Source organism: Brevundimonas poindexterae (assembly GCF_020524625.1).
In the GTDB taxonomy this organism is placed as follows: Bacteria; Pseudomonadota; Alphaproteobacteria; order Caulobacterales; family Caulobacteraceae; genus Brevundimonas; species Brevundimonas poindexterae_A.
The window spans coordinates 1-21,536 of sequence record NZ_JAIVLL010000005.1 but is presented as its reverse complement, the minus strand read 5'-3'; the positions used below and the strand labels follow the sequence as shown (position 1 = coordinate 21,536).

At 68.1% G+C, this 21,536-nt stretch carries 24 protein-coding genes; 7 read left to right on the top strand and 17 right to left on the bottom strand.

Annotated features, from left to right (window positions below; translation table 11 throughout):
* Nucleotides 1–121 precede the first annotated feature (121 nt).
* Genes LC068_RS12870 through LC068_RS12860 form a run of 3 tightly spaced genes read left to right on the top strand, consistent with a single transcriptional unit; the run spans nt 122 to nt 2,290 of the window.
* Nucleotides 122–523, top strand: coding sequence for a hypothetical protein (locus LC068_RS12870; protein WP_226637814.1), 402 nt, complete (start codon nt 122–124; stop codon nt 521–523).
* A gap of 20 nt (nt 524–543) precedes the next feature.
* Nucleotides 544–1,815 (top strand): MFS transporter, encoded by a 1,272-nt coding sequence (locus tag LC068_RS12865; RefSeq protein WP_404825219.1) that lies wholly within the window; start codon nt 544–546, stop codon nt 1,813–1,815.
* A gap of 46 nt (nt 1,816–1,861) precedes the next feature.
* Nucleotides 1,862–2,290, top strand: a complete 429-nt coding sequence (locus LC068_RS12860) for an SRPBCC domain-containing protein (RefSeq protein ID WP_226637808.1) — start codon at nt 1,862–1,864, stop codon at nt 2,288–2,290.
* A 13-nt stretch (nt 2,291–2,303) separates the two neighbouring features.
* Here the strand turns inward: LC068_RS12860 and LC068_RS12855 are convergent, their stop codons facing one another.
* The 10 genes from LC068_RS12855 to LC068_RS12810 all read right to left on the bottom strand — a co-directional run bounded on the left by LC068_RS12855 (nt 2,304) and on the right by LC068_RS12810 (nt 11,861).
* Entirely contained in the window at nt 2,304–3,278 is a 975-nt protein-coding gene (locus tag LC068_RS12855; RefSeq protein ID WP_226637806.1) for a type II secretion system F family protein, read from the bottom strand.
* A 13-nt stretch (nt 3,279–3,291) separates the two neighbouring features.
* The gene (locus LC068_RS12850) at nt 3,292–4,266 is read right to left on the bottom strand and encodes a type II secretion system F family protein (protein WP_226637804.1); all 975 of its coding nucleotides are present in this window, start codon (nt 4,264–4,266) and stop codon (nt 3,292–3,294) included.
* A 5-nt stretch (nt 4,267–4,271) separates the two neighbouring features.
* Entirely contained in the window at nt 4,272–5,759 is a 1,488-nt protein-coding gene (locus LC068_RS12845) for a CpaF family protein (protein WP_264182432.1), read from the bottom strand.
* Between the two features lie 161 nt (nt 5,760–5,920).
* Nucleotides 5,921–7,483 carry a cellulose synthase operon protein YhjQ/BcsQ gene (locus LC068_RS12840; protein WP_319002522.1) on the bottom strand — a complete coding sequence of 521 codons (1,563 nt, stop codon included), beginning with the start codon at nt 7,481–7,483 and terminating at the stop codon, nt 5,921–5,923.
* A 7-nt stretch (nt 7,484–7,490) separates the two neighbouring features.
* Nucleotides 7,491–8,168 (bottom strand): CpaD family pilus assembly lipoprotein, encoded by a 678-nt coding sequence (locus tag LC068_RS12835; protein WP_226637800.1) that lies wholly within the window; start codon nt 8,166–8,168, stop codon nt 7,491–7,493.
* Nucleotides 8,169–8,179: 11 nt separating this feature from the next.
* The gene (locus LC068_RS12830) at nt 8,180–9,613 is read right to left on the bottom strand and encodes a type II and III secretion system protein family protein (protein ID WP_226637798.1); all 1,434 of its coding nucleotides are present in this window, start codon (nt 9,611–9,613) and stop codon (nt 8,180–8,182) included.
* Nucleotides 9,610–10,530, bottom strand: a complete 921-nt coding sequence (cpaB, locus tag LC068_RS12825) for a Flp pilus assembly protein CpaB (RefSeq protein WP_226637796.1) — start codon at nt 10,528–10,530, stop codon at nt 9,610–9,612. The genes LC068_RS12830 and cpaB overlap by 4 nt, the downstream gene beginning before the upstream one ends.
* 118 nt (nt 10,531–10,648) lie before the next feature.
* A complete protein-coding gene (locus tag LC068_RS12820; RefSeq protein ID WP_226637794.1) occupies nt 10,649–11,164 on the bottom strand; it encodes an A24 family peptidase in 516 nt (171 codons plus the stop codon).
* 117 nt (nt 11,165–11,281) lie between these two features.
* Nucleotides 11,282–11,461 (bottom strand): Flp family type IVb pilin, encoded by a 180-nt coding sequence (locus LC068_RS12815; RefSeq protein ID WP_123288020.1) that lies wholly within the window; start codon nt 11,459–11,461, stop codon nt 11,282–11,284.
* A 220-nt stretch (nt 11,462–11,681) separates the two neighbouring features.
* Nucleotides 11,682–11,861, bottom strand: a complete 180-nt coding sequence (locus LC068_RS12810; RefSeq protein ID WP_123288020.1) for a Flp family type IVb pilin — start codon at nt 11,859–11,861, stop codon at nt 11,682–11,684.
* 267 nt (nt 11,862–12,128) lie between these two features.
* Between LC068_RS12810 and LC068_RS12805 the strand changes: the two genes are divergently transcribed.
* Genes LC068_RS12805 through LC068_RS12795 form a run of 3 tightly spaced genes read left to right on the top strand, consistent with a single transcriptional unit; the run spans nt 12,129 to nt 13,621 of the window.
* Nucleotides 12,129–12,527, top strand: a complete 399-nt coding sequence (locus LC068_RS12805; RefSeq protein WP_226637792.1) for a pilus assembly protein N-terminal domain-containing protein — start codon at nt 12,129–12,131, stop codon at nt 12,525–12,527.
* 15 nt (nt 12,528–12,542) lie between these two features.
* Entirely contained in the window at nt 12,543–13,070 is a 528-nt protein-coding gene (locus tag LC068_RS12800) for a TadE/TadG family type IV pilus assembly protein (protein ID WP_226637791.1), read from the top strand.
* A gap of 14 nt (nt 13,071–13,084) precedes the next feature.
* A complete protein-coding gene (locus tag LC068_RS12795; protein WP_226637790.1) occupies nt 13,085–13,621 on the top strand; it encodes a TadE/TadG family type IV pilus assembly protein in 537 nt (178 codons plus the stop codon).
* Here the strand turns inward: LC068_RS12795 and LC068_RS12790 are convergent.
* The 4 genes from LC068_RS12790 to LC068_RS12775 are packed head-to-tail and all read right to left on the bottom strand — an operon-like array spanning nt 13,618 to nt 16,670.
* Nucleotides 13,618–14,913: an anthranilate synthase component I family protein gene (locus tag LC068_RS12790; RefSeq protein WP_226637789.1), complete on the bottom strand. Its 1,296-nt coding sequence runs from the start codon at nt 14,911–14,913 to the stop codon at nt 13,618–13,620. The genes LC068_RS12795 and LC068_RS12790 overlap by 4 nt on opposite strands.
* A complete protein-coding gene (locus LC068_RS12785; protein WP_226637788.1) occupies nt 14,910–15,689 on the bottom strand; it encodes a tyrosine-protein phosphatase in 780 nt (259 codons plus the stop codon). Before LC068_RS12785 ends, LC068_RS12790 begins: the two co-directional genes overlap by 4 nt.
* Before the next feature lie 55 nt (nt 15,690–15,744).
* Nucleotides 15,745–16,047, bottom strand: a complete 303-nt coding sequence (locus tag LC068_RS12780; RefSeq protein WP_226637787.1) for a winged helix-turn-helix domain-containing protein — start codon at nt 16,045–16,047, stop codon at nt 15,745–15,747.
* Nucleotides 16,047–16,670: a hypothetical protein gene (locus tag LC068_RS12775; protein ID WP_226637786.1), complete on the bottom strand. Its 624-nt coding sequence runs from the start codon at nt 16,668–16,670 to the stop codon at nt 16,047–16,049. The genes LC068_RS12780 and LC068_RS12775 overlap by 1 nt, the downstream gene beginning before the upstream one ends.
* Before the next feature lie 123 nt (nt 16,671–16,793).
* Between LC068_RS12775 and LC068_RS12770 the strand changes: the two genes are divergently transcribed.
* Nucleotides 16,794–17,546: an SAM-dependent methyltransferase gene (locus LC068_RS12770; RefSeq protein WP_226637784.1), complete on the top strand. Its 753-nt coding sequence runs from the start codon at nt 16,794–16,796 to the stop codon at nt 17,544–17,546.
* On the opposite strand, the gene LC068_RS12765 is transcribed toward LC068_RS12770, so the two are convergent.
* Genes LC068_RS12765 through LC068_RS12755 form a run of 3 tightly spaced genes read right to left on the bottom strand, consistent with a single transcriptional unit; the run spans nt 17,543 to nt 21,052 of the window.
* Nucleotides 17,543–18,988, bottom strand: coding sequence for an AMP nucleosidase (locus LC068_RS12765; protein WP_226637782.1), 1,446 nt, complete (start codon nt 18,986–18,988; stop codon nt 17,543–17,545). The two genes, LC068_RS12770 and LC068_RS12765, sit on opposite strands and share 4 nt — an antisense overlap.
* A gap of 40 nt (nt 18,989–19,028) precedes the next feature.
* Nucleotides 19,029–20,144: a hypothetical protein gene (locus LC068_RS12760; protein WP_226637780.1), complete on the bottom strand. Its 1,116-nt coding sequence runs from the start codon at nt 20,142–20,144 to the stop codon at nt 19,029–19,031.
* Between the two features lie 38 nt (nt 20,145–20,182).
* A complete protein-coding gene (locus tag LC068_RS12755) occupies nt 20,183–21,052 on the bottom strand; it encodes an alpha/beta hydrolase (protein ID WP_226637779.1) in 870 nt (289 codons plus the stop codon).
* Between the last annotated feature and the right edge of the window lie 484 nt (nt 21,053–21,536).

Here is a 21,536-nt window from a genome sequence, read left to right as displayed (position 1 = left end):
CCGTCTTGCGGGAGCCCTTGTCGGGGGTCTGTCATCAGGGTTTGATGGAAGGCGTTTCTGATCCGACAAGGAAACCACCCGCCGCCAGCCCCGTCTGACCCGCCCTACACCCCCGAGTTCCATGCCCATCAAGACCGCGAAGACCGAGTGGCAGGACGTGGTTCTCGTCTGCCGCAAATGCACGAAGAAGCTGAAGCGCAAGGGCTTTGGCCCGGATCAGGACCGCAGCCTCAGGAAGGCGCTGAAGCGCTGGCTGAAGCCCGGCAAGGGGTTGAAGGCCCGCGTGGCCGTGGTCGAGACCGGGTGTTTCGATCTGTGCCCCAAGGGGGCCGTGGTGGCCGCCAATGCGCGCACGCCCGAGCGGCTGCTGGTGATCGCGCCCGGCACCGACCTGACCGAAATCCGCGACGGCCTGAACCTGTCCGACGGCCGCCGGCGGAAATCTGCGGCCACACGAAGTGATCCCCCCGCCGGGCCCGGCTCTGGCCAGACCCCGGCGTCCGGGCCTATCGAGACCGGGTGAACCTCAAGAGCCCCACCTTCATGCTTCTGTTCGCGGTCAGCCTGATCGCGGCAGCCGGCAATATGGCGCTGCAGTCGGTGCTGCCGGCTCTGGGCCGGGCGTTCGAACTGTCCGACACCCTGGTGGCCGGGGCCTTTGCCATCTCGGCCCTGATGTGGACCCTGACCTCGCCGGTCTGGGCGCGGCTGTCGGACCGGCTGGGCCGGAAACGCGTCATCCTGATCGGCCTCGGCGGCTTCATCGTCTCGATGAGCGGTTTCGGGCTGGCCGCCACGTCAGGATTGGAAGGCTGGCTCCTCGCTATCGTCGCCTTCTGCCTGATGGTGGTGGCCCGCACCGTCTACGGTCTGTTCGGATCGGCCGCGCCCATCGCCTCCCAGGCCTATGTGGCCGACCGCACCAGTCCCGCCCAGCGGACCCAGGCGATGAGCTGGCTGGCTTCGGCCCAGGGCCTGGGCACGGTGATCGGCCCGGCGCTGGCCCCCTTCTTCGTCCTTCCGCTCGTAGGACTGGCGGGGCCCATGTATGCCTTTGCGGCCATGGGCGCGATCGTGCTGTGGGCGGTCTGGCGCTATCTGCCCAGCGGCGATGTCGTACGCCTGCCGACCGACAGCCTCCGCAACCCCGGACGCGGCCTGTGGCGGGATCCGCGTATCAAGGACTATCTGCTGTACGGCATCGCCCTGATGGCCGTGCAGGCGATCAACATCTCGGTCCTCGGCTTTCACGTCATCGACGAACTGGCGATTGAGGGGCTGGCGCCGGCCCAGGCCCAGCCCTTCATCGGCGTGGCCATGCTGGCGGGGGCGGCCGCGACCCTGATGGTCCAGTGGGGCCTGATCCCCATGCTCAGGATGGAGCCCCGCGACTTGCTGCGCTGGGGCGCGGGACTGGCCCTGATCGGCAATGCGATGAGCATCGCCTCGCCCGGCTTCTTCGGGGTGGTGGTCGGCTATGCGGTGGTGTCGATGGGGGTGGGCTTTGCCCGCCCCGGCTTTACGGCCGGGTCCTCGCTGTCCGTCGGACCGCATGAGCAGGGCGCCGTCGCGGGCCTGATGATGTCGCTGGCGGGCCTGAGCTTTCTGGCGCCGCCCATCATTGGCGTGGGGCTCTACGAACTGATGGAGGCCGCGCCCTTCCTGTTCAATGTGCTGCTGGGCGCGCTGGCGCTGGCCGGATGTTTCCTCAGCCCGGTCCTCCGGACAGGTCCTGTCGATCTGCCGGATCGGGACGAGACCCCGCCGCCGGACACTGCCCCCGCCTCCCAGCCCGGGCCAGAGGGCAACCGCTGACCGCTTCGGGATAGTCAGACCGCGCATCTCGTGGCACATGCCGGTCATGGACACACGCATCGAACAACGGGTGGGGATCCGGGCCACCGCCGAGCATCTGTGGGACATTCTGGTGGACTTCCCCCACTGGTCCCGCTGGAACACCCATGAGACCGAAGTCGAGGGTCAACTGGCCTTTGGCGGCGCCTTTGCCCTGACCGAGACCTGGCCCGACATGGCCCCCCGCAAGGTCGAAGCGCGCGTCACCGAATGGCAGCCGCTGGCCCAGCTGATCTGGGTCGAGAAGCGCGGCTGGCTGTTCACCACCGTGCGCTATTTCGAGATAGAGGAGCTCGACAAGGGCTCATGCATCGTCGCGACCGGCATGCTCTTCCAGGGCCTGCGCGCCGAGCTGTTCATGGACCGGCACAGTAAGTCGATCCGGCACGGTCTGACGGACATGTGCGATCGTCTGAAGGCGCTGGCCGAGTCCTGAAGCGGCGGGCGACCTAGCCGCCGCCGGCCGCCATCGTGTCCTGGATGTTGATGATGGCCGGCGTCAGGATGACGATGAACAGCACCGGCAGGAAGAACAGGATCATCGGCACGGTCAGCTTGGCCGGCAGGGCTGCGGCCTTTTTCTCGGCGGCGGACAGGCGCAGCTCGCGGTTTTCCTTGGCCATGGTCCGGAGCGCGGCGCCCAGCGGCGTGCCATAGGTCTCCGCCTGGGTCATGGCCGTGGCGACCGAACGGATGCCCGGGTGATTGGTCCGCTTCGACAGACCCTCATAGGCCATGCGGCGATCGGGCAGATAGCTGAGCTCGGCCGACAGCAGGGTCAGTTCCTCTGCCAGATCGATCGAGGAGGCGCCGATTTCCTGGCTGACCTTTTGCACGGCCGCCTCGATCGACATGCCCGACTCCACGCAGATCAGCAGCAGGTCCAGCGCATCCGGAAAGGCCTGCATGATCGAGGTGCGACGCTTGGAAATCCGGTTCGAAAGATAGAGGTTGGGCGCATAGAAGCCCGCCACGGCCGCCGCCATCACGGCGGTGATCCGGGTCATGAAGGGCAGGCCGAAGTCGTTGAAGATGAACAGGTAGAAGGCCACCACCGCCATGAAGATGAACGGCGTTGAGAAGCGGAAGAAGTAGAAGGTCGTCAGCGGCTTGGGCCCGCGGTAGCCGGCCTGGGTCATCTTCTCGGCGACTTTGGGGTCTTCCAGAAGCTTGGTCAGGTTCAGCTGGTCGACGACGCGCTTCTTGAAGCCCTCGTCCGACTGGCGAAGGCTCGACCCCTGGCTGGCAATGGCCTGGCGCGACCGGCGTTTCAGCTCCTCGCGGCGGGCGGCGACCGCCTTCATCCGCTTGTCGAGGCCCGAGCCCCCGCCCATCGACGACAGCAGGGTGAAGACGGTGGCAAACGCCGCCACGGCGACGCCGAGGGTCAGCAGGTTCTGGGGATCGGTCAGGAACTGGATCATGGGTGCCGGGCCATCAGAACTTGAACGCGATCATCTTCTTCATGACGAAGATGCCCATGGTCATCATGGCGACGGCGACCAGCAGCATGAACTGCCCGCGCGGGTCGGTGAACAGCAGCATCATGTAGGCCGGGGTGGTCAGGGTCACGAGGATCATCACCGCCGGCGGCAGCGAGCCGATGATGCCGGCCGAGGCCGTGGCCTCCGACGACAGGGCCTTGATCTTCTCGCCCATCATCCGCCGCGCGCGCAGCACGGACGACAGATTGCTCAGCGCCTCGGCCAGGTTGCCGCCGGTCTTCTGCTGGATGGCCATGACGATCGCGAAGAACTTCAGCTCGGGCGTCGGCATCCGCTCGTACATCTTGTTGAGCGCTTCCGAGAGGGTCATGCCGACCCCCAGCCCCTCGACCAGTTTCTGGAACTCCGGCCCCAGCGGCGCCGGGCTCTCGCGCGCGATGATCTTGAAGCAGTCGTGGACGGGCAGACCCGACTTGATGCCCCGCACGATCACATCGACCGCGTCGGCGAACAGGTTCGAGAACTTCTTCATGCGCCGCTTGGCGAGGAAGGACAGCACCCAGCGCGGCAGACCCAGTCCGAAGATCATGGCCAGGCCCACGCCCAGCAGGATGTTCAGCCCGAACAGCAGGCTCATCAGCAGGGCCGTGACCCCCAGCCCGCCGCTGAAGATCCAGAAGGTCCGGACATTCATGTTCAGCCCGGCATGACGAATGCGGGCCTTCAACGTCATCCGCGCCTTGCGTTGGGCCTTTTCGGCGTCCTGCAGCTGGTCGACGATCTGCTTGCGGCGCGCCTCGGGCGTGTTGGCGGCGGCCTTCTTGGCGCGGGCCTGATCGACCTTGGGACCGCCGAAGGTCTGGGCGCGCTTGACCGCCTGGGCGCTCGAGTCATCGCCCCCGACCAGCACCCAGCCGACCGAGCCAATGGTAACGAAGGCGAGAACGGCCGCGAGAAGTGCCAGCATCGGCCCTACTCCGCCGCGTCGAGGGCTTCGGCCAGCTCGCGCTCCAGGCCGTAGTAGCGGGCGCGATCCCAGAAGCGGGGACGGGCGATGCCGGTCGAGCGGTGGCGGCCGATGATCTTGCCGTTCTCGTCCTCGCCGGTGATCTCGTAGACGAACAGGTCCTGGGTGACGATCACATCGCCCTCCAGCCCGACCACCTCGGTGATGTGGGTGATGCGGCGTGAGCCGTCGCGCAGGCGCGCGGCCTGGATGATCACATCGACCGATCCGACGATCATCTCGCGGATGGTCTTGGACGGCAGGCCGTAGCCGCCCATGGTGATCATGGACTCCATCCGGCTGATGGCCTCGCGCGGGCTGTTGGCGTGCAGCGTGCCCATCGAGCCGTCGTGGCCGGTGTTCATGGCCTGCAGCAGGTCGAACGCCTCCGGGCCCCGGACCTCGCCGACGATGATCCGCTCGGGGCGCATCCGCAGACAGTTCTTGACCAGATCACGCATGGTGATCTGGCCCTGTCCCTCAAGGTTCGGCGGCCGCGTTTCAAGGCGCACCACGTGCGGCTGCTGCAGTTGCAGTTCGGCCGCATCCTCGCAGGTGATGACCCGTTCGGTCGGGTCGATGAAGGCCGTCAGGGTATTGAGCAGGGTCGTCTTGCCCGAGCCCGTGCCGCCAGAGATGACCAGATTGCATCGCGACGCGCCGATGACGCCCAGGACGCGCGCGCCCTCGGGACTGATGGAGGCGAACTCCACCAGATTCTTCATCGTCAGCTTGTCTTTCTTGAACTTCCGGATCGTCAGGGTCGCGCCGTCAATGGCCAGCGGCGGGGCGATGACGTTGACGCGCGAGCCGTCGGGCAGGCGGGCGTCACAGATCGGGCTGGACTCATCCACGCGGCGGCCGACCTGCGACACGATCCGCTGGCAGATGTTCATCAGCTGGGCATTGTCGCGGAAGCGGACGTTGGTCAGCTGCACCTTGCCGCCGACCTCGATGAACACCCGGCCGGCGCCATTGACCATGATGTCGGCGATGTCGTCGCGGGCCAGCAGCGGCTCCAGCGGGCCATAGCCGAGCACATCATTGACGATGTCCTGGACCAGGTGCTCCTGCTCGGCCACCGACATGGAGACGTTCTTGATCGCCACCAGTTCGGCAACGATGTCGCGGATTTCCTCCGACGCCGCCTTCTGGTCCAGCTGGGCCAGCTGCGACAGGTCGATGGTATTCATCAACGCATTGAAGATGGTCGTCTTCGTCGCGTGATAATAGTCGGACTGCTCCCGAACGATTTCGGTGACCGACTGCACCTTCTTCATCTGTTCGAAGGCCGGGGTGGCACGCGGTCCCGGGCCCTTGGGCCGGGGCGCCTCGGGCGCGGGCGATGTGGCGCGGGCGTCGGGGCGCGGTTTGGGGCGGGCGGCCAGAGCCTCCAGTCGATCCGCCTGGTCCAGGCCGCCGGCCGGGGCAACCGCGTCGGAGGCGGGCGGCATCGGCGCGTCGTCGCCGTCAAAGCCGAAGGCGAAGGCCTCGGTCTGGATGCCCGGCTGGGGCGCCTTGGCGGCCGGCTGGGGCGCAGGCGCAGGGGCGGGCTGCGCGGGAGCCGCACCACCCGGAGCCACTGACTGTGTGCGCTTGCCAAACACCGGAGCGGTCAGCCCTTCTTGAACAGATTGCCGAACAACGAGCCGCCCTTGGCCTTGGCCTTCGGCCCGGCCACGACCGGCAGTTCCCGGCACGACACGATCTGGGCCAGGGTCTGGAAGGCGGCGGCAGACTTGGACTTGTCGTTCAGGTCCAGAACCATCTGGCCGTTATTGGCCGCCGTGCCGAACACCTTGGGCTCGAACGGAATGACCAGACTGGGGTGGACTCCCAGCGCCGCGCCAAAGTCCTTGGCCGGAATTTCGGGACGTCCAGGCACGCCGACCTGATTGAGCACCAGCCGCGGCGGCGCGTCATTGGGGCGGCCCTGACGGATCAGGTCGATCATGTTCTTGGCATTGCGCAGCGACGCCAGATCGGGCGTGGCCACCACGACGACCTCGTCCGCCGAGATCAGGCTGCGGCGCATCCAGCCGCTCCAGATGTGCGGCAGGTCCAGCACCACGAACGGCGCGGTCGAGCGGATCCGGGTGGTGACTTCCTCGAACGCCTCGACCGAGATGTCCCAGTCGGTGTCGAGCGTGGCGGGCGCAGCGAACAGGCTGAGCTTGTCCGTGCAGCGCACCATCATCCGGTCCAGCAGGGTGGCGTCCAGTCGGTCCGGCTGGCTCAGCGCATCGGCCACGCCGTTCAGGGGGTCCTGGTTAAAGTCCAGCCCGGCCGTGCCGAACGGCAGGTCGTAGTCGACGATCACTGTATTGGCGCCGATCCGCTCGCTCATCGCATAGGCGGTGTTGTGCGCGATGGAGGAGGCCCCCGTCCCGCCGCGGGCTCCGACGAAGGCGATCGAGCGACCGACGAACGGCTGGGCCGGGTCCGAGAACAGTCCGCCGATCGCGGCGATCAGCTGCAGCGGCTGCAACGGCGCGACCAGATATTCGCTGACCCCCCGGCGCATCAGTTCGCGGAACAGCAGGATGTCATTGGTGGCGCCGATCACCACCACCTTGGTGCCGGCGTCGCAGACCTCGGCCAGGGCGTCGATCTCGGCCAGCAGGGAATGCGGGTCCTTGAGGCATTCGACGATGATCAGCGGCGGGGTCGGCTCGTTCGCGTAGGTCTCGATGGCCGCCGGAATGCCGCCCACGCGGATGTGGGTGGTGGCGCGCGACATGCGCCGGTCCTTGCCCGCCCGGTCGGCGGCGGCCAGCGTGTCCTGACGCTCGGCAAACACATGGATGGCGATGCGCGGGATCGATACACCCGAGGGATCGGGCTGGCCATAGCCGGTCGTCGAGGCGATTTCGGGCAGGGCCGACTCAATGGGAGCGAGCGCAGCCGAGGCCCCGGCCACCAGCTCGCCCACCGGATTGAAGGTCTCAGGCTCAGACGGGAAGGCGGCCGGCGCGGGCGTCGACGGAAAGCCGGCCGGTTCGCTGCCGATCGGCGCGGTGAACTGCAGCGGCTCATGCGACGGCCGAGGCTCAGACCGTTGGGCGGCAGGCGCGGGCGCGGCCTCGCCCGGCCGGGCATAGCTCATGTCCAGATCGAAGGCATCGTCCAGATCCGCGTCGAAGGCGTCTTCAGGTCGGGGAAAGGCTGCGGCGTTCATCGGGCCCCTATTCCACCGCTCGCGCGATACGACCGCTGACCAGCTCGTCCTGCGGGGCCGAGGTGGGCTCGCCGGCCCGGTAGTTCTGGAAGACGACGGCGGCCCGGCCCGAGTCGGCGGGCGTCATGGCGCGCGGCCGCACGATGTCGCGCGGATCGTCGATCTGGGCGGCCATATTGGCGGTCACCGCACAGCCGAGGCCGGGCGACGGGGCGTTGGAATAGCGTGGGCGCCCCGCACTGTTCACGGCTGCACAGTTCGGGATCACCGCCTGGACGGTGTCAAAACCGATCAGCACCGGCGCCCGGGCGTCCGGGGCGTCATAGCCCTCCATGCGGATCCGGCCTTCCGGAATCCCGCGCGCGATCAGGGCCGAGCGGATCGACCAGGCCATGTCGGCCGTCACCGCATCGCCGATGCCGGGGGCCTGGACAAACACGCCGCCGGTGCCCGTGGCCCAGTAGCGCTGGACCATGGCGTCGATGGCCGCAGACTGATTGGCAGACATGCCCTGGTCGTGGACGGCCAGGGCGATGCGGTCGATGCCGGGCTCGACCTGCATGTAGTACTGCGAGACGGGCGTCAGCGGGCGCACGCCACCGGCCCCGGCGCCGCCACAGGCGGAGAGGGCCAGCGCCGCCGCAGTAGCGGCCAGAACAGCGAGGGTGCGGGGGGTGCGGGGCATCGTCTCCGTCCTCATTCGATCACATAGCCGACGGGACCGACCCAGCGGGCCGGGGCCTCGTCGCCGGTCTGGCGCGGCGGGCCATAGGTGCGGGTCAGCTGGCCGAACAACAGGGTCGAGGCGTCGCCCGCGATGGCGATCCCGTCCGCCGGGGTCTGCAGCCGGTCCGGACTGGTCGGCGAGACGATGTAGGCCTCGAGGATGATCACCAGCTCGGTCTCGTTCGACAGATAGTCCCGCGAGCGGAACAGGCCGCCGGCCACGGGGATGTCACCCAGCACCGGAAGCTGGTCCAGGTTCTGGCGGGTGTCCTCGCGCAGCAGGCCCGCGATCATCAGCGACCCGCCCGAGGGCAGTTCGACGGTTGAGGAGGCGCGACGCACGTTCAGGGCCGGGATGACCAAGGCATTGTCGGCGGTCCCGCCGAGCGTAAAGGCGCCCGAGGTGGTCAGTTCCGACACCTCGGTCGACAGCTGCAGCGAGATGCGTCCGCCCGACAGCACGATCGGCCGGAAGGCCAGCCGCACGCCGTAGGGCTTGAACTCGATCAGGATATTGCCGCGGTCGTCGCGCCCGACCGGCACAGGGAATTCGCCACCGGCCAGGAATTCGGCATTCTCGCCCGAGACCGAGGTGGCATTGGGTTCGGCCAGCACCCGCACCAGACCCGCGCGCTCGAAGGCGCGGATAGTGCCGGTCATGCCTTCGCCGTCGTTGTTGGCGTCGGTGTAGCGCAGGTTGCCGCCACCCAGCTGGCTGCCGGACACGCCGAAGGTCGCCGAGTTTGTCAGCTGCAGACCGTCGCCCACCGTGTCCAGAATGGCGGTCACGTCCAGACCCAGCTGCTTGACCGCGGTGCGCTGCACCTCGATCACCCGGGCGCGCACCATCACCTGGTCCGAACCGGTGATCGTCATCATGTTGATGATCTTCTCGGGCGCGTCGACGAAGGCTGCCGCGATCTGGGTCACGCGATCGGCCTCGCCGGGGCTGGAGACCGTGCCGGTCAGCAGGATGCGGTCATTGACGGCCTCGGCCCGCACGTCAGTGCCGGGCAGCACGCGGCTGAGCGTGTCCTGAAGCGCGCTGACGCCGGCATCGACGCGGATCCGCAGGGTCAGGATGGAGCGACCGGCCGCATCGAGGAAGACGGCATCCGTCTCGCCCGGGGCCAGACCGATGATGGTGATGCGGCGCGGCGAATGCAGCACTGCCTCGGCCACCGCCGGATTGGAGACGATGACGTCGCGCGCGTCATTGGGCAGGTCGACCGCCATCGACGTCCCGCGCGGCAGGCTGACCAGACGGGTGCCAGTGCCCATGGTCACCACTTCGCGGCTCTGGGCCTGCGCGGTTTGCACGGGCAGGGGCAGGCCGACCGTCACCATGGACAGGGCCACGAGGGCCGCAGCCCCCTGTCGGACAATCTGTGTGAGACGGCTCATTGGACCACCACCACTTCGGTTTCACCGCCGCGATAGACCCGCACCGACCCGCCCTGGGCCGTGGCCACGGCGCCCGTGCGGCCCGAGGGACCGCCGGTGTCGGCATAGGAGCGCAGGACCAGGCTCAGCTCGCCCTCCGACTTGGCGAGCGCGAGGGCCTCGGCATCGCCGGGGCGGACTTCCAGCGTCGCGGTCGCACCGACCACGGCCTGTTCATTGTCCGAGACGCGGGTGGCCTGATCGATGGCCAGAACCTTGACGTTGACCAGCACGGTCGAGGAGGTGAAGCGCGGGCGGTCGCCTTCCTGGGCGCCCATATTGCCGAGCGTCGTCTCGCGGGTGAGCAGCACATCCACCCGGTCGCCGGGCAGGATGAAGCCGCCGGCGGCGGTCTCGACCGTCACGCGGATCGCCATGGCGCGCATGCCGGGCTCGAGATAGGCGGCCATATAGCCGCTGTCGCCGGCCGGCACGACCTTGCGCGCCACGATCGGCTCTCCGGCCAGAATGGGTTCGCGCACGACCGAACCGACGAAGTCCGATTTCGAGGCCTGGGTCACCACTTCGGTCGCCGCGCGCGCCACCCGGGCGACGGCGCCGTCGGGCTTGTCGCGCGCGGGCGCCACCTGACCCTGCGAGGGGATGGGGACGGTGCCGTCGGTCACATAGCTGGCGTCCACGGCGCTGATCGCCCAGTCCTTCCAGACCATGTCGGCGGCGGCCAGTCGGCTGCCGGGCTCCAGATCGCGGGCCGCGACCAGAACCTTGGCCATGGGTTCCTGGGGTTCGGCGGGGGCCTCGGCGGCGGCGGGCGTGGTCGGCTGTCCCGAGGACGAGCCCATGGCGCGCACGACCAGCGCCAGGCCGATCGCAGAAACGGCCGCGACACAGATCACGATGATGCGGGCGGGTTTCATCCACGGTCTCCAGCGGCGAGCGGCCGACCGAATCACAGGCCAGACCACCCAAGCGTTAACGACCATGGAGGGTCGGAGTTAACGCACCCCTAAACGCGGATTCCGGAAGACCTTTTGCTCAGAAGCCGGCGGCGAACCGCTCGATCATGGTGCTGGCCGGATAGGCCAGCAGGGCGCCGGCCGCGATGGCCACGCCATAGGGAATGTCGCCCTTGGGCTGCATCAACTCCGACACCCAGCCGGGCACGCCCGACAGATACGGCCGCGCATGGAAGCGGGCAAAGATCAGGGCCAGACAGAACAGACCCCCGGCGATGCCGGTCCACAACAGGAAGTAGCCCGACCCGGTCACGCCCAGCCACAGGCAGGAAGCCGCCATCAGCTTGGCATCCCCGCCGCCGATCCAGCGCAGGGCGAACATGCCCGCGCCGACAAACAGGGCCAGCAATGCGACGCCGACATGGGCGGCGACCGTCGGCAGCGGCAGTCCCACGGCCCAGGCCGCGGGAAAGAAGGCCCCGATCAGGATCAGCGAGATCCAGTTCGGAATGGTCATCGACGTCAGGTCCTTGAGGCCCGCGATGATGACCAGGGCCGGCAGACAGGCCAGAAGCGTCAGGGTCAGTGTGTCCATGCCGTCATCCTTGCCATCCACGCGTTAAAACGACGTTGCCCGACCCGGGCGTCGCGCAACGAAAAAGGGCCGGAGCATCGCTGCCCCGGCCCTTCTGCGGTTTTCAGGACGGTCGGCTTAGGCGCCGGCGGTTCCGCCCATGCCGGTCACGACGGCATTGAACTTGGTCTTGATGGTCGTGCCGAGCGCGGTCACGGCCGAAATGATGACGACGGCGATCAGGGCCGCGATCAGGCCGTACTCAATGGCCGTGGCGCCGGATTCGTCCTGGGCAAAACGCGAGATGAACTTGGTCATGGATATCCTCTTGATCAGTCCTTGGCGGGCAGAAACGGGGGAGACGGTCGCCCGCGCGGCCCCCTGATTGCACGATCACCCTAGGGCGCCTGAGTTAAGAGGCCGTCGAAAGTAATGGTTATTTGGCCATTTACTGTGATTTTATTCAACGACCGTCCACAAGCGAAAGGGGCCGGAGCATCGCTGCCCCGGCCCCCCTGCGGTTTTCAAGACGGTCGGCTTAGGCGCCGGCGGTTCCGCCCATGCCGGTCACGACGGCATTGAACTTGGTCTTGATGGTCGTGCCGAGCGCGGTCACGGCCGAGATGATGACGACGGCGATCAGGGCCGCGATCAGGCCGTACTCGATGGCCGTGGCGCCGGATTCGTCCTGGGCAAAACGCGAGATGAACTTGGTCATTGGATAGTCCTTTTTCTTGAGCGAGCTAACAGTTGCACCATCAGGGTCTTCGGTTATGCCCGCTTGACCCCCTTACACGCTCATCCTGCCCCAAACGGCTTAAGGACAAGTAAAGTGAACGGATTTGGCGCGAATATTCATAGTTACCATCGCGTTTACTATGAGAAACACAGGCAACGCCCCTTCAGCCTTTCTTGAGGATTCCGTGTGCACATACGCGTGCGCACCCCGCGCGCCCGTTGTGAAAAGTGGAAGGCTGATCGCCCCATGTTCCGTCGAATGGCCAAGACCCTGATGATCGCCGCTGCGGCAGTCTTCGGCGCCGCCCTCGCCACGCCCGCGCTGGCCCAGGACTCGCTGCGCGTCGATATCGACCAGACCGCCCGTATCCAGCTGCGCGCCCCCGCCGGCTCGGTGATCGTCGGCAATCCGCAGATCGCCGACATTACCGTGGTGGACGCCAACACCCTCTATGTGACCGGCAAGGGCTACGGCATCACCGAGATTGTCGCCGTCGACAGCATCGGCCGCACCCTGTTCCAGAGCCAGATCATCGTCAGCGCCGGTGACGAGGGCCGCGTGCGCGTGTGGCGGGGCGGTCAGGTGACCGAGATGGCCTGCGGCTCGACCTGCTCTCCCACCCAGCGCTCCACCGGCACGCCCTGATCCATGCTGAGGGCCATGCGACCCCGAAAGGCCCTGGCCCGCTTTGCGGCCGAGCGGCGCGGCTCGACCGCAGTCGAATTCGCCATGGTCGCCGCGCCCTTCTTCTTCATGATGTTCGCCGTGCTCGAACTGGCCTTTGTCTTCGTGCTCGACTCGGTGCTCGAGAACGCCACCATCGAGACGGGCCGCCTGGTGCGCACCGGTCAGGCCAATAGCCAGGGCTTCACCGCTGGCCAGTTCAAGACCGCCATGTGCCAGCGCATGAGCATCTTCTCGGGTGACTGCATGGCCAAGGTCACGATCGACGTGCGCGAAATCCCCCAGTTCACCAATCCCAATCCGCCGGATCCGACGACAGGGGGCACCTTCAGCGAGGCGGGCCTCGGCTATGACAACGGTGATCCCGGCAGTCTGATGCTGGTCCGGGCCTGGTACCGCCACAGCCTGTTCACCCCCTTCCTGTCGCAGGGCCTGTCGCGGATGGGGGACGGCAAGGCGATCCTGACCGCGACCACCGCCTTCCGGAACGAGCCCTGGCAATGAGCGGGGGCGGGATCATGCGGCACCTGCGCCCCTGGCGGCGGCTGGGGTCTGACCGACGCGGCGTGTCTGCGGTCGAGTTCGCCATGCTGGCGCCCGTCATGATCTTTTTCTACTTCGGCCTCGCGGAATTCTGCCAGGGCTATATGGCGCAGAAGCGGGCCAGCCACTCGGCCGCCATGGTCGCCGACCTGATCGCCCAGCGCGAAGGCATCACCGGCGGCGAGATCGATGACGTCTTCGAGATCGGCGAACTGATCATGGCGCCCTTCTCGGCCTCGCCGCTCAACATGCGGGTGTCCAGCGCGACCCGCATCAATGGCACCACGGTGCGCATCGACTGGAGCCGGGGCCACGGCATGGCCGCGCGCGCGGTCGGCAGCACCATCACCGTGCCGAACGGCTTGATCGAGGTTGGCGAAAGCGTCGTCATGTCCGAGTCGACCTACGACTATGACTCCCCGGTCGACTATATGATGCCGGGCGTCACCCGGTTCTCGCACACCTTCTATCTGCGGCCGCGCACGGTCGAGAAGGTCGTGATCCTGCCCTAGGCCCCGGTCAGGGCGTGACGGATGGCCGAGATCTTGGCCAGCACCTCCGCCGCCTCTGCAACCGGATCGCTGTCGGCGACAATCCCCGCTCCTGCCTGCGTCCGCCAGTGCCAGGCGCCCTCCTCAAGGGTGAGGGCCAGGGTGCGGATCAGGACCGACGCCGTCAGGCTGTCGGCCCCCTCGCGCAGGACCAGCGACCCGCACCACGGCCCGCGCGGCGGCTCATGGGCGGCGATCACCTTCATGGCCTGATGCTTGGGCGCGCCCGTGATCGAGCCGGGCGGGAAGGTCGCCGCCAACAGATCCCCGGCGGTCGCGCCCTCCGCCAGCCGGCCGGATACCGTCGAGACCAGATGGTGCACATTGGCATAGGACTCGAGCGCGAACAGGGCACCCACCCGGACCGAGGCCGGCTCGCACACCCGCGCCAGATCGTTCCGCATCAGGTCGACGATCATCAGGTTCTCGGCCCGGTCCTTGACCGACGATCGCAGGTCCGCGACCTCGCCGGCATCCTGATCGGGATCCGCACGCCGGGGCCGGGTGCCCTTGATCGGCCGGGTCTCGACCTGTCGCGACCGCAGGGTCAGGAACAGTTCGGGAGAGTTCGAGACCAGCGCCCGGCCTCCCTGCCGCCAGAAGGCGGCATAGGGCGCCGGACTGGCCGTCACCAGTCGGCGGAACACCTCAAGCGGATCGGCATCCGCCCGCAGGCGGCCCCGCCAGCCCCGGGCGATATTGGCCTGAAAGATCTCGCCCTGGCCGATGCGCTCGACAACGTCCGCCACAGCCGCGCGATAGGTCTCCTCGTCAGCCTCGGCCTCGAAGCCCGTGGACAGCGGACAGGTCACGTTGCAGGCCTTTCCGGCATCGGCCAGCCAGCCCTCGGCCCGGTCCAGTGCGTCATCGACGTCGGCCTCTGCCGTCCCATAGCTCACGGCCTTCAGCGTCTGCGTCTCCGGCTCGAACACCAGCCAGGCCGGATAGCGCGCGGCCATCAGGTCCGGCCATACGGTCGGGCGGGCCCCGGTCGCGACGCGGGCGCCCCCGTCATAGGACAGCAGCTGGATGGCCCCCTCACTCCAGGCCGGATCCCCGAGCAGGGCCGAAACGGCATCCGGGTCGTCGGTGATCTCGCGGGTGGCGTCCGGCTCTGCCGTCATCAACACCCGCCCGCCGGCGTCGCTGAACAGGATGAGCGCGCCCTCGCGGGCCCCCACGGCGTCGATCAGGTCGAGCGGATCGCGCCAGGCCAGTCGCCGCTCGCCCCGGGCGGTGAAGGCGCGGATCATGCAGACAGGCGCGCGCCGATCCGGTCGCGCCGGTCGGCATCGACGCCCAGAGCCTGCGCCAGATAGGCGTCGACGGATCCGTGGCGCTCGCGAATGGCCGCGAAGGCTGCGTCCAGAAAGGCCGGCTCCACCCCCAGAAAGGCCACCACGGCGCCGTGCGAGGCGGTCCGGCCTGTCATCGCCCTGAGGCGCTCGGCGACGAACCCGGCCTGACCTTCCAGATCCACCGCCTGGTTGGTCAGCAGATAGTCGCCTATCACGTCATCGGCGGCGACGCCCAGCAGATGGTGGGTCAGGGCGGCCAGCAGCCCCGTCCGGTCCTTGCCCGCCGCGCAATGGATCAGCACGGGCCGGTCGCTGTCGGCCAAGGCCTCGAAGTAGCGGCTGAACAGCTCGAGGTGGGACGGCTCGAACGGCAGGCGGCGATAGGTGTCGGTCATGAAGGCCCGGCCGGACTCTTCGGTCAGGTCGGCGGTCTTCAGGAAGGTGATGTGGGGCGCCTCGCCGCCGTCATCGTGGTCGCTCTCGATGACCCGGGCGGCGAAGGCGGCCGGGCGGCGGCTGGGCTGGCCGCGCCGTTCGCTCGGCCGGCGCAAATCCACGACAAGCCCAAGATCGAGCGCCCCCAGCGCCTCCAGATCCGCCTCGGTCGCCCGCGCCTGATGGGCGCTGCGATACAGGTGGCCCGGCCGGATGTGGCGGCCCATCCCCCCGGCATAGTTGCCGAAGTCACGGAAATTATCGATCGCCTCGAAGCGCTTGATCCGGTCGGTCATGCCCCCTCTTAGCGCAGGGACCGATCCGCGCCACCCCGACAGATCGTCCCGTATCTCAGCGGGGCGGGATCAGGGCCGACAGGGTGTCCAGATAGGCCATGAAGGCCTTGCGCCCCGCGTCGGTCAGTTGCGCCTCGGTCAGGGGCTTTCGGCCGGCGAAGCGTTTGGTGATCTCGACGAAGCCGGCCTCCTCCAGCTTGCGCAGGTGGACCGAAAGATTGCCGTCCGTGGTCTTCAGCCGGGCCTTGAGGTCGCTGAAGTCGGCCATGCCCGCGCTGGACAGATAGGCCATGATGCCCAGCCGAACCCGTCCGTGGATGACGTCGTCGATCTCATTGATGTCGAAGCCGTCTTCCATCAGATGACCTCGGCCGGCTCCTGGCGCACCAGGATCAGACCCGGGACGAGCGCCAGCAGCACCAGACCCGCCGCATAGCCCAGCCACAGCAGGGGCGTTCCGATCAGGGCCGCCATCGCCGGCGCTCCGGCCCAGCCGCCGATGGCCAGCCACCACTGCCACTTCTGACCCGACATGGTGGCCGATACCGCCCATCCCGCGCCGTAAAGAGCAAGGATCAGCGAGGGGAAGATCAGGGTCGGCACTGGGCTCTGCAGCTTGAAGGAGAGGATGGCGATCGACACGGCCAGGACGAAGATGCCCAGCCCCACGCCCATCCAGCCGGCCCCGACGGCGCGGTTCACGGCCGACCGGGCGCCCGGCTTGCCCCGCAGCTTCGACTTCAGCCCGATCAGGCTGAGGAAGAAGATCACCATGGCGCCGATCCAGATCCAGGCGTAGGCCACCGGCTCCACGTCGAGCAGCCCGCTGTCGACCGCGTAATGGGCCAGAGAGGCCAGACCGAACACGGCACCGGCCGTGATCAGGATGCCGCCGCCCAGCACCGGGGTGTTGCGCCCCTCCTCGGCCAGGGCGCGGATGTAGGCAATGTCGTCTTCGGGGGTGGTCGTCTGTTGGGGCATGGCCCTGTCGCTCCTGCGCCTTGGCGCCTGGTGGGGTGTGTCTGCCCCCCTTATCGCGCATGCACTTTGTAATGTAAAGTGCTTTCTTATGACCGAAGCGGAGCGGCACGCTAGGGCTGCATCATGCGCATGAATTTCCACTGTCTGGCCTATGAGGCGATCGAGGTCTGCAACGCCCTGACCCTCGACACCTTCCGCGCCTTCCTCGCGCCCGCACAGCCGAAGGCGGGCGGTCGGGCGCTCGAGATCGGGGCCGGCAATGCCGCCCTGGCCCTTTGTCTGGCACGAGACTTCGACATGCAGGTCGAGGCCGTCGAGGTCGACATGGCGGTGGCCGCCCTGGCCCAGTCACGCATCAATGCGGCCGGCCTTGAGGACCGGGTCACCCTCAGCCGCATGCAGTCCCCGACCCTGCTGGAGGACCTGCCCCCGCAGGATCTGATCCTGTCGATCGGGGCCACCGATCCCGTGGGCGAGGACCATCGCCATCCCGACGCGGCCTTTGGCCGGCTGGCCGACCATCTGGCCCCCGGTGGCCTGCTGGTATGGGGTGACCTGTTCTGGACGGCAGAACCGCCCGAACCGCTGGCGCGGGTCATGGCCCTGACCAATGCCTGCACGCCGCTGGAGGACTGGACCGCCGCCGCCGGGGCCGCCGGGCTGGAGGTGCTCGATGTGCACGTGGCCGACGATGCGACCTGGCAGACCTATATCGAGACCATGGACCGCGCTGCCCGGGCGTGGATCGCCGCCCATCCCGACCGGATCGAGCGCCCGCACATCGAGGCGACCGCCGATCGGGTCCGGTCCTTCCTGACCTTCGCCCGGCCCTATACCGGCTTTGCGCTCCAGCTGATGCGCAAGCCCGCCCCCTAGCGGAACGGCGGCTCGTCGAAGGCGCGCAGCTTGCGCGAATGCAGGCGCTCGCCCTCCTCGCGCAGCAGGTCGACGGTCTGGATGCCGATCTGCAGGTGCTCCGAGATCGACCCTTCATAGAAACGGTTGGCCTGCCCCGGCAGCTTGATCTCGCCGTGCAGCGGCTTGTCCGACACGCACAGCAGGGTCCCGTAGGGCACGCGGAAGCGATAGCCCTGGGCGGCGATGGTGGCGGACTCCATGTCGATGGCGACCGCCCGGCTCTGGTTGAAGCGTAGGGCCGAGCGCGTGTAGCGCAGCTCCCAGTTCCGGTCGTCGGTCGTCACCACCGTCCCGGTGCGCAGCCGCAGCTTGACCTGATCGCCGGGCATGCCGCTGACCGACTTGGTCGCGTCATAGAGGGCGCGCTGCACCTCGGCGATCGAGGGGATGGGGATGTCCGGCGGCAGGACGGCGTCCAGCACATGGTCGTCGCGCAGATAGGCGTGGGCCAGCACATAGTCGCCGATCGACTGGCTGGCGCGCAGGCCGCCGCAGTGACCGATCATCAGCCAGACGTGCGGACGGGTGACCGCCAGGTGGTCGGTGATGGTCTTGGCGTTCGAGGGGCCGACGCCGATGTTGACCAGGGTGATGCCCTTCGCGCCCGGCGCCGTCAGGTGATAGGCGGGCATCTGGTGCTTCTTCCAGGCCGTGTCGCTGATCGCAGCCTCGGGGTCGGGCGTGTCGCGCGTGATCACCACCCCGCCCGCGCAGGACAGGGTCTGATAGGGGCTGCCGGGGCGTTTCAGCTCGGCGATGGCCCAGCTGACGAACTCGTCGACATAGCGGTTGTAGTTGGTGAACAGCACATAGGACTGGACGTCATCGACCGGCGTGCCGGTGTAGTGCCGCAGCCGCGCCAGCGAGAAGTCGGTCCGGAGCCCGTCGAAGTGCGACAACGGGAAGTCCCCGGTCGTGTCGAACAGGCCGTCGGCGATCTCGTCGCCGATATGGGCCAGCTCTGTCGTCGGGAACCAGCGCGCCAGGGTGGCCGTCATCGACCGGTCCAAGGCCACCTCGGCCCCGTCCAGCACATAGGGGAAGGGGATCTCCTGCCGCGACAGGCCGACCTCGAAGGTCGCGTCATATTCGTCGGCGAGCAGGGTCAGTTGTTCCCGCAGATAGTTGCGGAACAGGTCGGGCCGGGTGACGGTGGTCGTATAGGTGCCCTGCTTGGACAGGCGGGCATAGGCGCGGGGCTGAAGGTCCTGCGGGCGGTCGCCGTGCCAGCGGATGCGAAGCTCGGGATAGGCGAACAGGCCCTCGGCCCGGGCGGCCGGATCCGGTCGGGCGCCGTGATCGACGAAGTCCCGCACCGCCTGGCGCAGAGTGTCGACCGATTTCGAATACAGGGTTTCAAGGCGGTCGAGGACCGCGTCGGGAGTCATATGTTCTGTCATGGCCTCCTCTAGCGGAACAGTATGACCTTGGCGAGACGCCTCAGGGCGCCCCCGCTTCCCGGGCCGCGGCACCGGCCACGCGTTCGATCAGGGCCAGCGCCACCTCATCCCCGGCATAGGTTTCGACCAGGGCCGCCTGATCGGCGTCCAGCCCCTCACAGTTCAGCCGGGCGGTCGCTTCCGCGATCATGGCGGCGCGCTCCGCATCATAGGGTTCTTCCCCCGCCCAATGGTCGCAGCCGACCCGACGGCCGGCCCAGGCCAGGATATCGGCCGGGGTCGTCTCGGCCGCCTGCAGAACGCGGTCATTGACCTGCAGCCACTCGATGGCCAACCGGTCGCCATCAATGCGGAAGTCGATCCAGGCCTCGCCACCGCTGGCGCAACAGTTGGCATCGTTCGCCTGCCACAGCGACGTTTCCGCCATCAGATAGGGCCAGCGATAGGCGACCCCTTTCCAGACCTCCAGCCCGGTCGGCAGGCGGGTCGTCAGGTCCTCCTTCCAGGAGGTGATGTCGATCTGGCTGAAGGGCCGGTCGGCCTCCGGCGTCCAGCGGAACAGCACGTCGGCGTTCGCATGCCCGGTCCCGTCATGATAGCCGGGCACAGCGACGTACAGGGCGCCCTGTCCCTCGATCACCACCGGCGGCTCATGGACAATGGCCGTCTGGACCCAGGTCGCGGCTTTCAGCCGTCCGTCGGCCGTGGGGGTGTAGAGGATCACGGCCGCCCGGGGCATGTCCCATTCGCCCCCCATCCTCAACTGCTGCCAGTACAGGGGGTGCGCCGGTATGCCGGCCTCCTCGTCGCCGGGCACGATGATCACGCCGGCGCCGTCGATGCGACAGACATCCGTCACGCCCTCGGGACAGGTGCGCGCCAGACTGTCGAAGTCAGTCTCATAGCGTGCCAGCTGCCGGTCCTTCCAGGTCGCGACCTCCAGTTCTGTCACCCGCTGGGCCTCCATGGCCGGGCGTTCGGACGGGTCGGCCTCGTCCCACCACAGGCGCCACTCCCGGGCCTCGTCGCGGGCATCGAACGGCAGGGGCGTGGTCGCGAGGTACTCGGCCTCGGCGCGCTCCACCGCCTCCTGCGCGAGGACCGGGGTGCCCACCAGCAGGGTCAGGGCGATCACAGCGGCAAGGGGGCGTTTCATCTCAGGACCTCCGCAAAGCTTTGCGGCACTGTGCGCGCTCAGGCGGGGCGATCCAAGGTCCGGTGGAAAAAGTCAGACACCTCGGCCAGCACCGGCGCCTTCTTGCGGAACAGGGGCGAGAAGGTCGCGATCAGATCGGCGTGGTTCAGCCCTTCATAGAAACGGGCGGTGCAGGGGCCGCCCACCTCCTCCATGCGCTCGCACAGTATCCGCGTGTCCTCGGCATGGACCACGGTGTCGTCAGTGCCATGGCCCAGCCACAGCGGCGGCGCATCGGCCCGGGCAAAGGTGACCGGCTGGGTCAGGGTCGGGTCAGGCGCCCGCCCGAAAGCATTGACCGAGGCCTTCACATCGAAGGGCAGGAACTCATACGGCCCCGCCAGACCGGCGGCCGCCTTGATCAGGTCCGGGCGGTCCACCGCGGCCATGTAGCGCCTGTCCAGCGTGATCATCATGGCCAGATGGGCGCCCGCCGAATGGCCCAGAACGCCCAGTCGCCCGGCATCGCCGCCATGGGGCCGGACCAGTTCGGCCGCGCGGGCCGTGGCCCGGGCCGCGTCCTCGACAAAGCCCGGGAAATGCACCTCCGGCACCAGCCGGTAATCCGGCAGGGCCACCACAAAGCCCTTCGCCGCCAGCGCCTGCGCCGCCCAGCCGTAGACGTCGCGGGAGCCGGAATCCCAGCCGCCGCCATAGAAGAAGACCAGTGTCGGCACCGGCGACGCCGGGGTGGCCCCGGTCGGCGCATAGAGGTCCATCTTCTGGCGCGGGTCGTCGCCATAGGGCAGGTCGCGAGCGACGCGCCTTGCCCCGGAATCGCGCGGTCCCAGACTGTTCAGCAGCCCCAGCGGAGAACAGGCAGCCGCCAGCCCGCCCAGCAGGCTCGCCAGCGTGGCGCGACGGGACATGGAATAACTCGGGCTCGGCATCATCGGGACTGTAGATACGCGCGACGGCACGGTTTGGCTGCCCCTTGCGGCCTCATACCGACATGCGGCCGCGCGAAAGCACCTCTCGCCGCGCACGGCAGAGGAGATGGAGAGGCGGGCGGCGCATGGGCCGGGGGCCCGGAACCGTGTGCTCCCGTGCTTTCGCCTTAGGGAGCGTGTGTGTTTTTCGGCACCTGACCTGTGCGCTGCCCCGGTCGGTTCACGCGAGCGCCTGGGGGGACTGTCTCTTCAGCCGGGGGTCGGGGCGCCGAAAAGCTTGCGGTCCCGACCTCGCCTGTCCCGGTTCGACAGCAGGTCCCAGTCTCTCGGCCCGCGACGGGCGAAGCGCCCAGAAACGCCCCGGACCCCGGGGTTTCGCCCCGGGCAGTCCCGCTCGACCGGCCCCCGCCGCCGCTTCAGTGCCTGGGTCCCGAGGCGCCTCTCCTGCGACGGAGACGGGGAG

Excerpts from the sequence above, each read along its gene's own strand:
- LC068_RS12870 (WP_226637814.1), top strand. The coding sequence starts at position 122 with ATGCCCATCAAGACCGCGAAGACCGAGTGGCAGGACGTGGTTCTCGTC.
- LC068_RS12865 (WP_404825219.1), top strand. The coding sequence starts at position 544 with ATGCTTCTGTTCGCGGTCAGCCTGATCGCGGCAGCCGGCAATATGGCG.
- LC068_RS12775 (WP_226637786.1), bottom strand. The coding sequence starts at position 16,670 with ATGCCCCAACAGACGACCACCCCCGAAGACGACATTGCCTACATCCGC.
- LC068_RS12830 (WP_226637798.1), bottom strand. The coding sequence starts at position 9,613 with ATGAGCCGTCTCACACAGATTGTCCGACAGGGGGCTGCGGCCCTCGTG.
- LC068_RS12805 (WP_226637792.1), top strand. The coding sequence starts at position 12,129 with ATGTTCCGTCGAATGGCCAAGACCCTGATGATCGCCGCTGCGGCAGTC.
- LC068_RS12790 (WP_226637789.1), bottom strand. The coding sequence starts at position 14,913 with ATGATCCGCGCCTTCACCGCCCGGGGCGAGCGGCGACTGGCCTGGCGC.
- LC068_RS12815 (WP_123288020.1), bottom strand. The coding sequence starts at position 11,461 with ATGACCAAGTTCATCTCGCGTTTTGCCCAGGACGAATCCGGCGCCACG.
- LC068_RS12860 (WP_226637808.1), top strand. The coding sequence starts at position 1,862 with ATGGACACACGCATCGAACAACGGGTGGGGATCCGGGCCACCGCCGAG.
- LC068_RS12770 (WP_226637784.1), top strand. The coding sequence starts at position 16,794 with ATGCGCATGAATTTCCACTGTCTGGCCTATGAGGCGATCGAGGTCTGC.
- LC068_RS12795 (WP_226637790.1), top strand. The coding sequence starts at position 13,085 with ATGCGGCACCTGCGCCCCTGGCGGCGGCTGGGGTCTGACCGACGCGGC.
- LC068_RS12785 (WP_226637788.1), bottom strand. The coding sequence starts at position 15,689 with ATGACCGACCGGATCAAGCGCTTCGAGGCGATCGATAATTTCCGTGAC.
- LC068_RS12800 (WP_226637791.1), top strand. The coding sequence starts at position 12,543 with ATGCGACCCCGAAAGGCCCTGGCCCGCTTTGCGGCCGAGCGGCGCGGC.
- LC068_RS12765 (WP_226637782.1), bottom strand. The coding sequence starts at position 18,988 with ATGACAGAACATATGACTCCCGACGCGGTCCTCGACCGCCTTGAAACC.
- cpaB (WP_226637796.1), bottom strand. The coding sequence starts at position 10,530 with ATGAAACCCGCCCGCATCATCGTGATCTGTGTCGCGGCCGTTTCTGCG.
- LC068_RS12855 (WP_226637806.1), bottom strand. The coding sequence starts at position 3,278 with ATGATCCAGTTCCTGACCGATCCCCAGAACCTGCTGACCCTCGGCGTC.
- LC068_RS12845 (WP_264182432.1), bottom strand. The coding sequence starts at position 5,759 with ATGCCGCCCGCCTCCGACGCGGTTGCCCCGGCCGGCGGCCTGGACCAG.
- LC068_RS12820 (WP_226637794.1), bottom strand. The coding sequence starts at position 11,164 with ATGGACACACTGACCCTGACGCTTCTGGCCTGTCTGCCGGCCCTGGTC.
- LC068_RS12810 (WP_123288020.1), bottom strand. The coding sequence starts at position 11,861 with ATGACCAAGTTCATCTCGCGTTTTGCCCAGGACGAATCCGGCGCCACG.
- LC068_RS12760 (WP_226637780.1), bottom strand. The coding sequence starts at position 20,144 with ATGAAACGCCCCCTTGCCGCTGTGATCGCCCTGACCCTGCTGGTGGGC.
- LC068_RS12755 (WP_226637779.1), bottom strand. The coding sequence starts at position 21,052 with ATGTCCCGTCGCGCCACGCTGGCGAGCCTGCTGGGCGGGCTGGCGGCT.
- LC068_RS12850 (WP_226637804.1), bottom strand. The coding sequence starts at position 4,266 with ATGCTGGCACTTCTCGCGGCCGTTCTCGCCTTCGTTACCATTGGCTCG.
- LC068_RS12835 (WP_226637800.1), bottom strand. The coding sequence starts at position 8,168 with ATGCCCCGCACCCCCCGCACCCTCGCTGTTCTGGCCGCTACTGCGGCG.
- LC068_RS12780 (WP_226637787.1), bottom strand. The coding sequence starts at position 16,047 with ATGGAAGACGGCTTCGACATCAATGAGATCGACGACGTCATCCACGGA.
- LC068_RS12840 (WP_319002522.1), bottom strand. The coding sequence starts at position 7,483 with ATGAACGCCGCAGCCTTTCCCCGACCTGAAGACGCCTTCGACGCGGAT.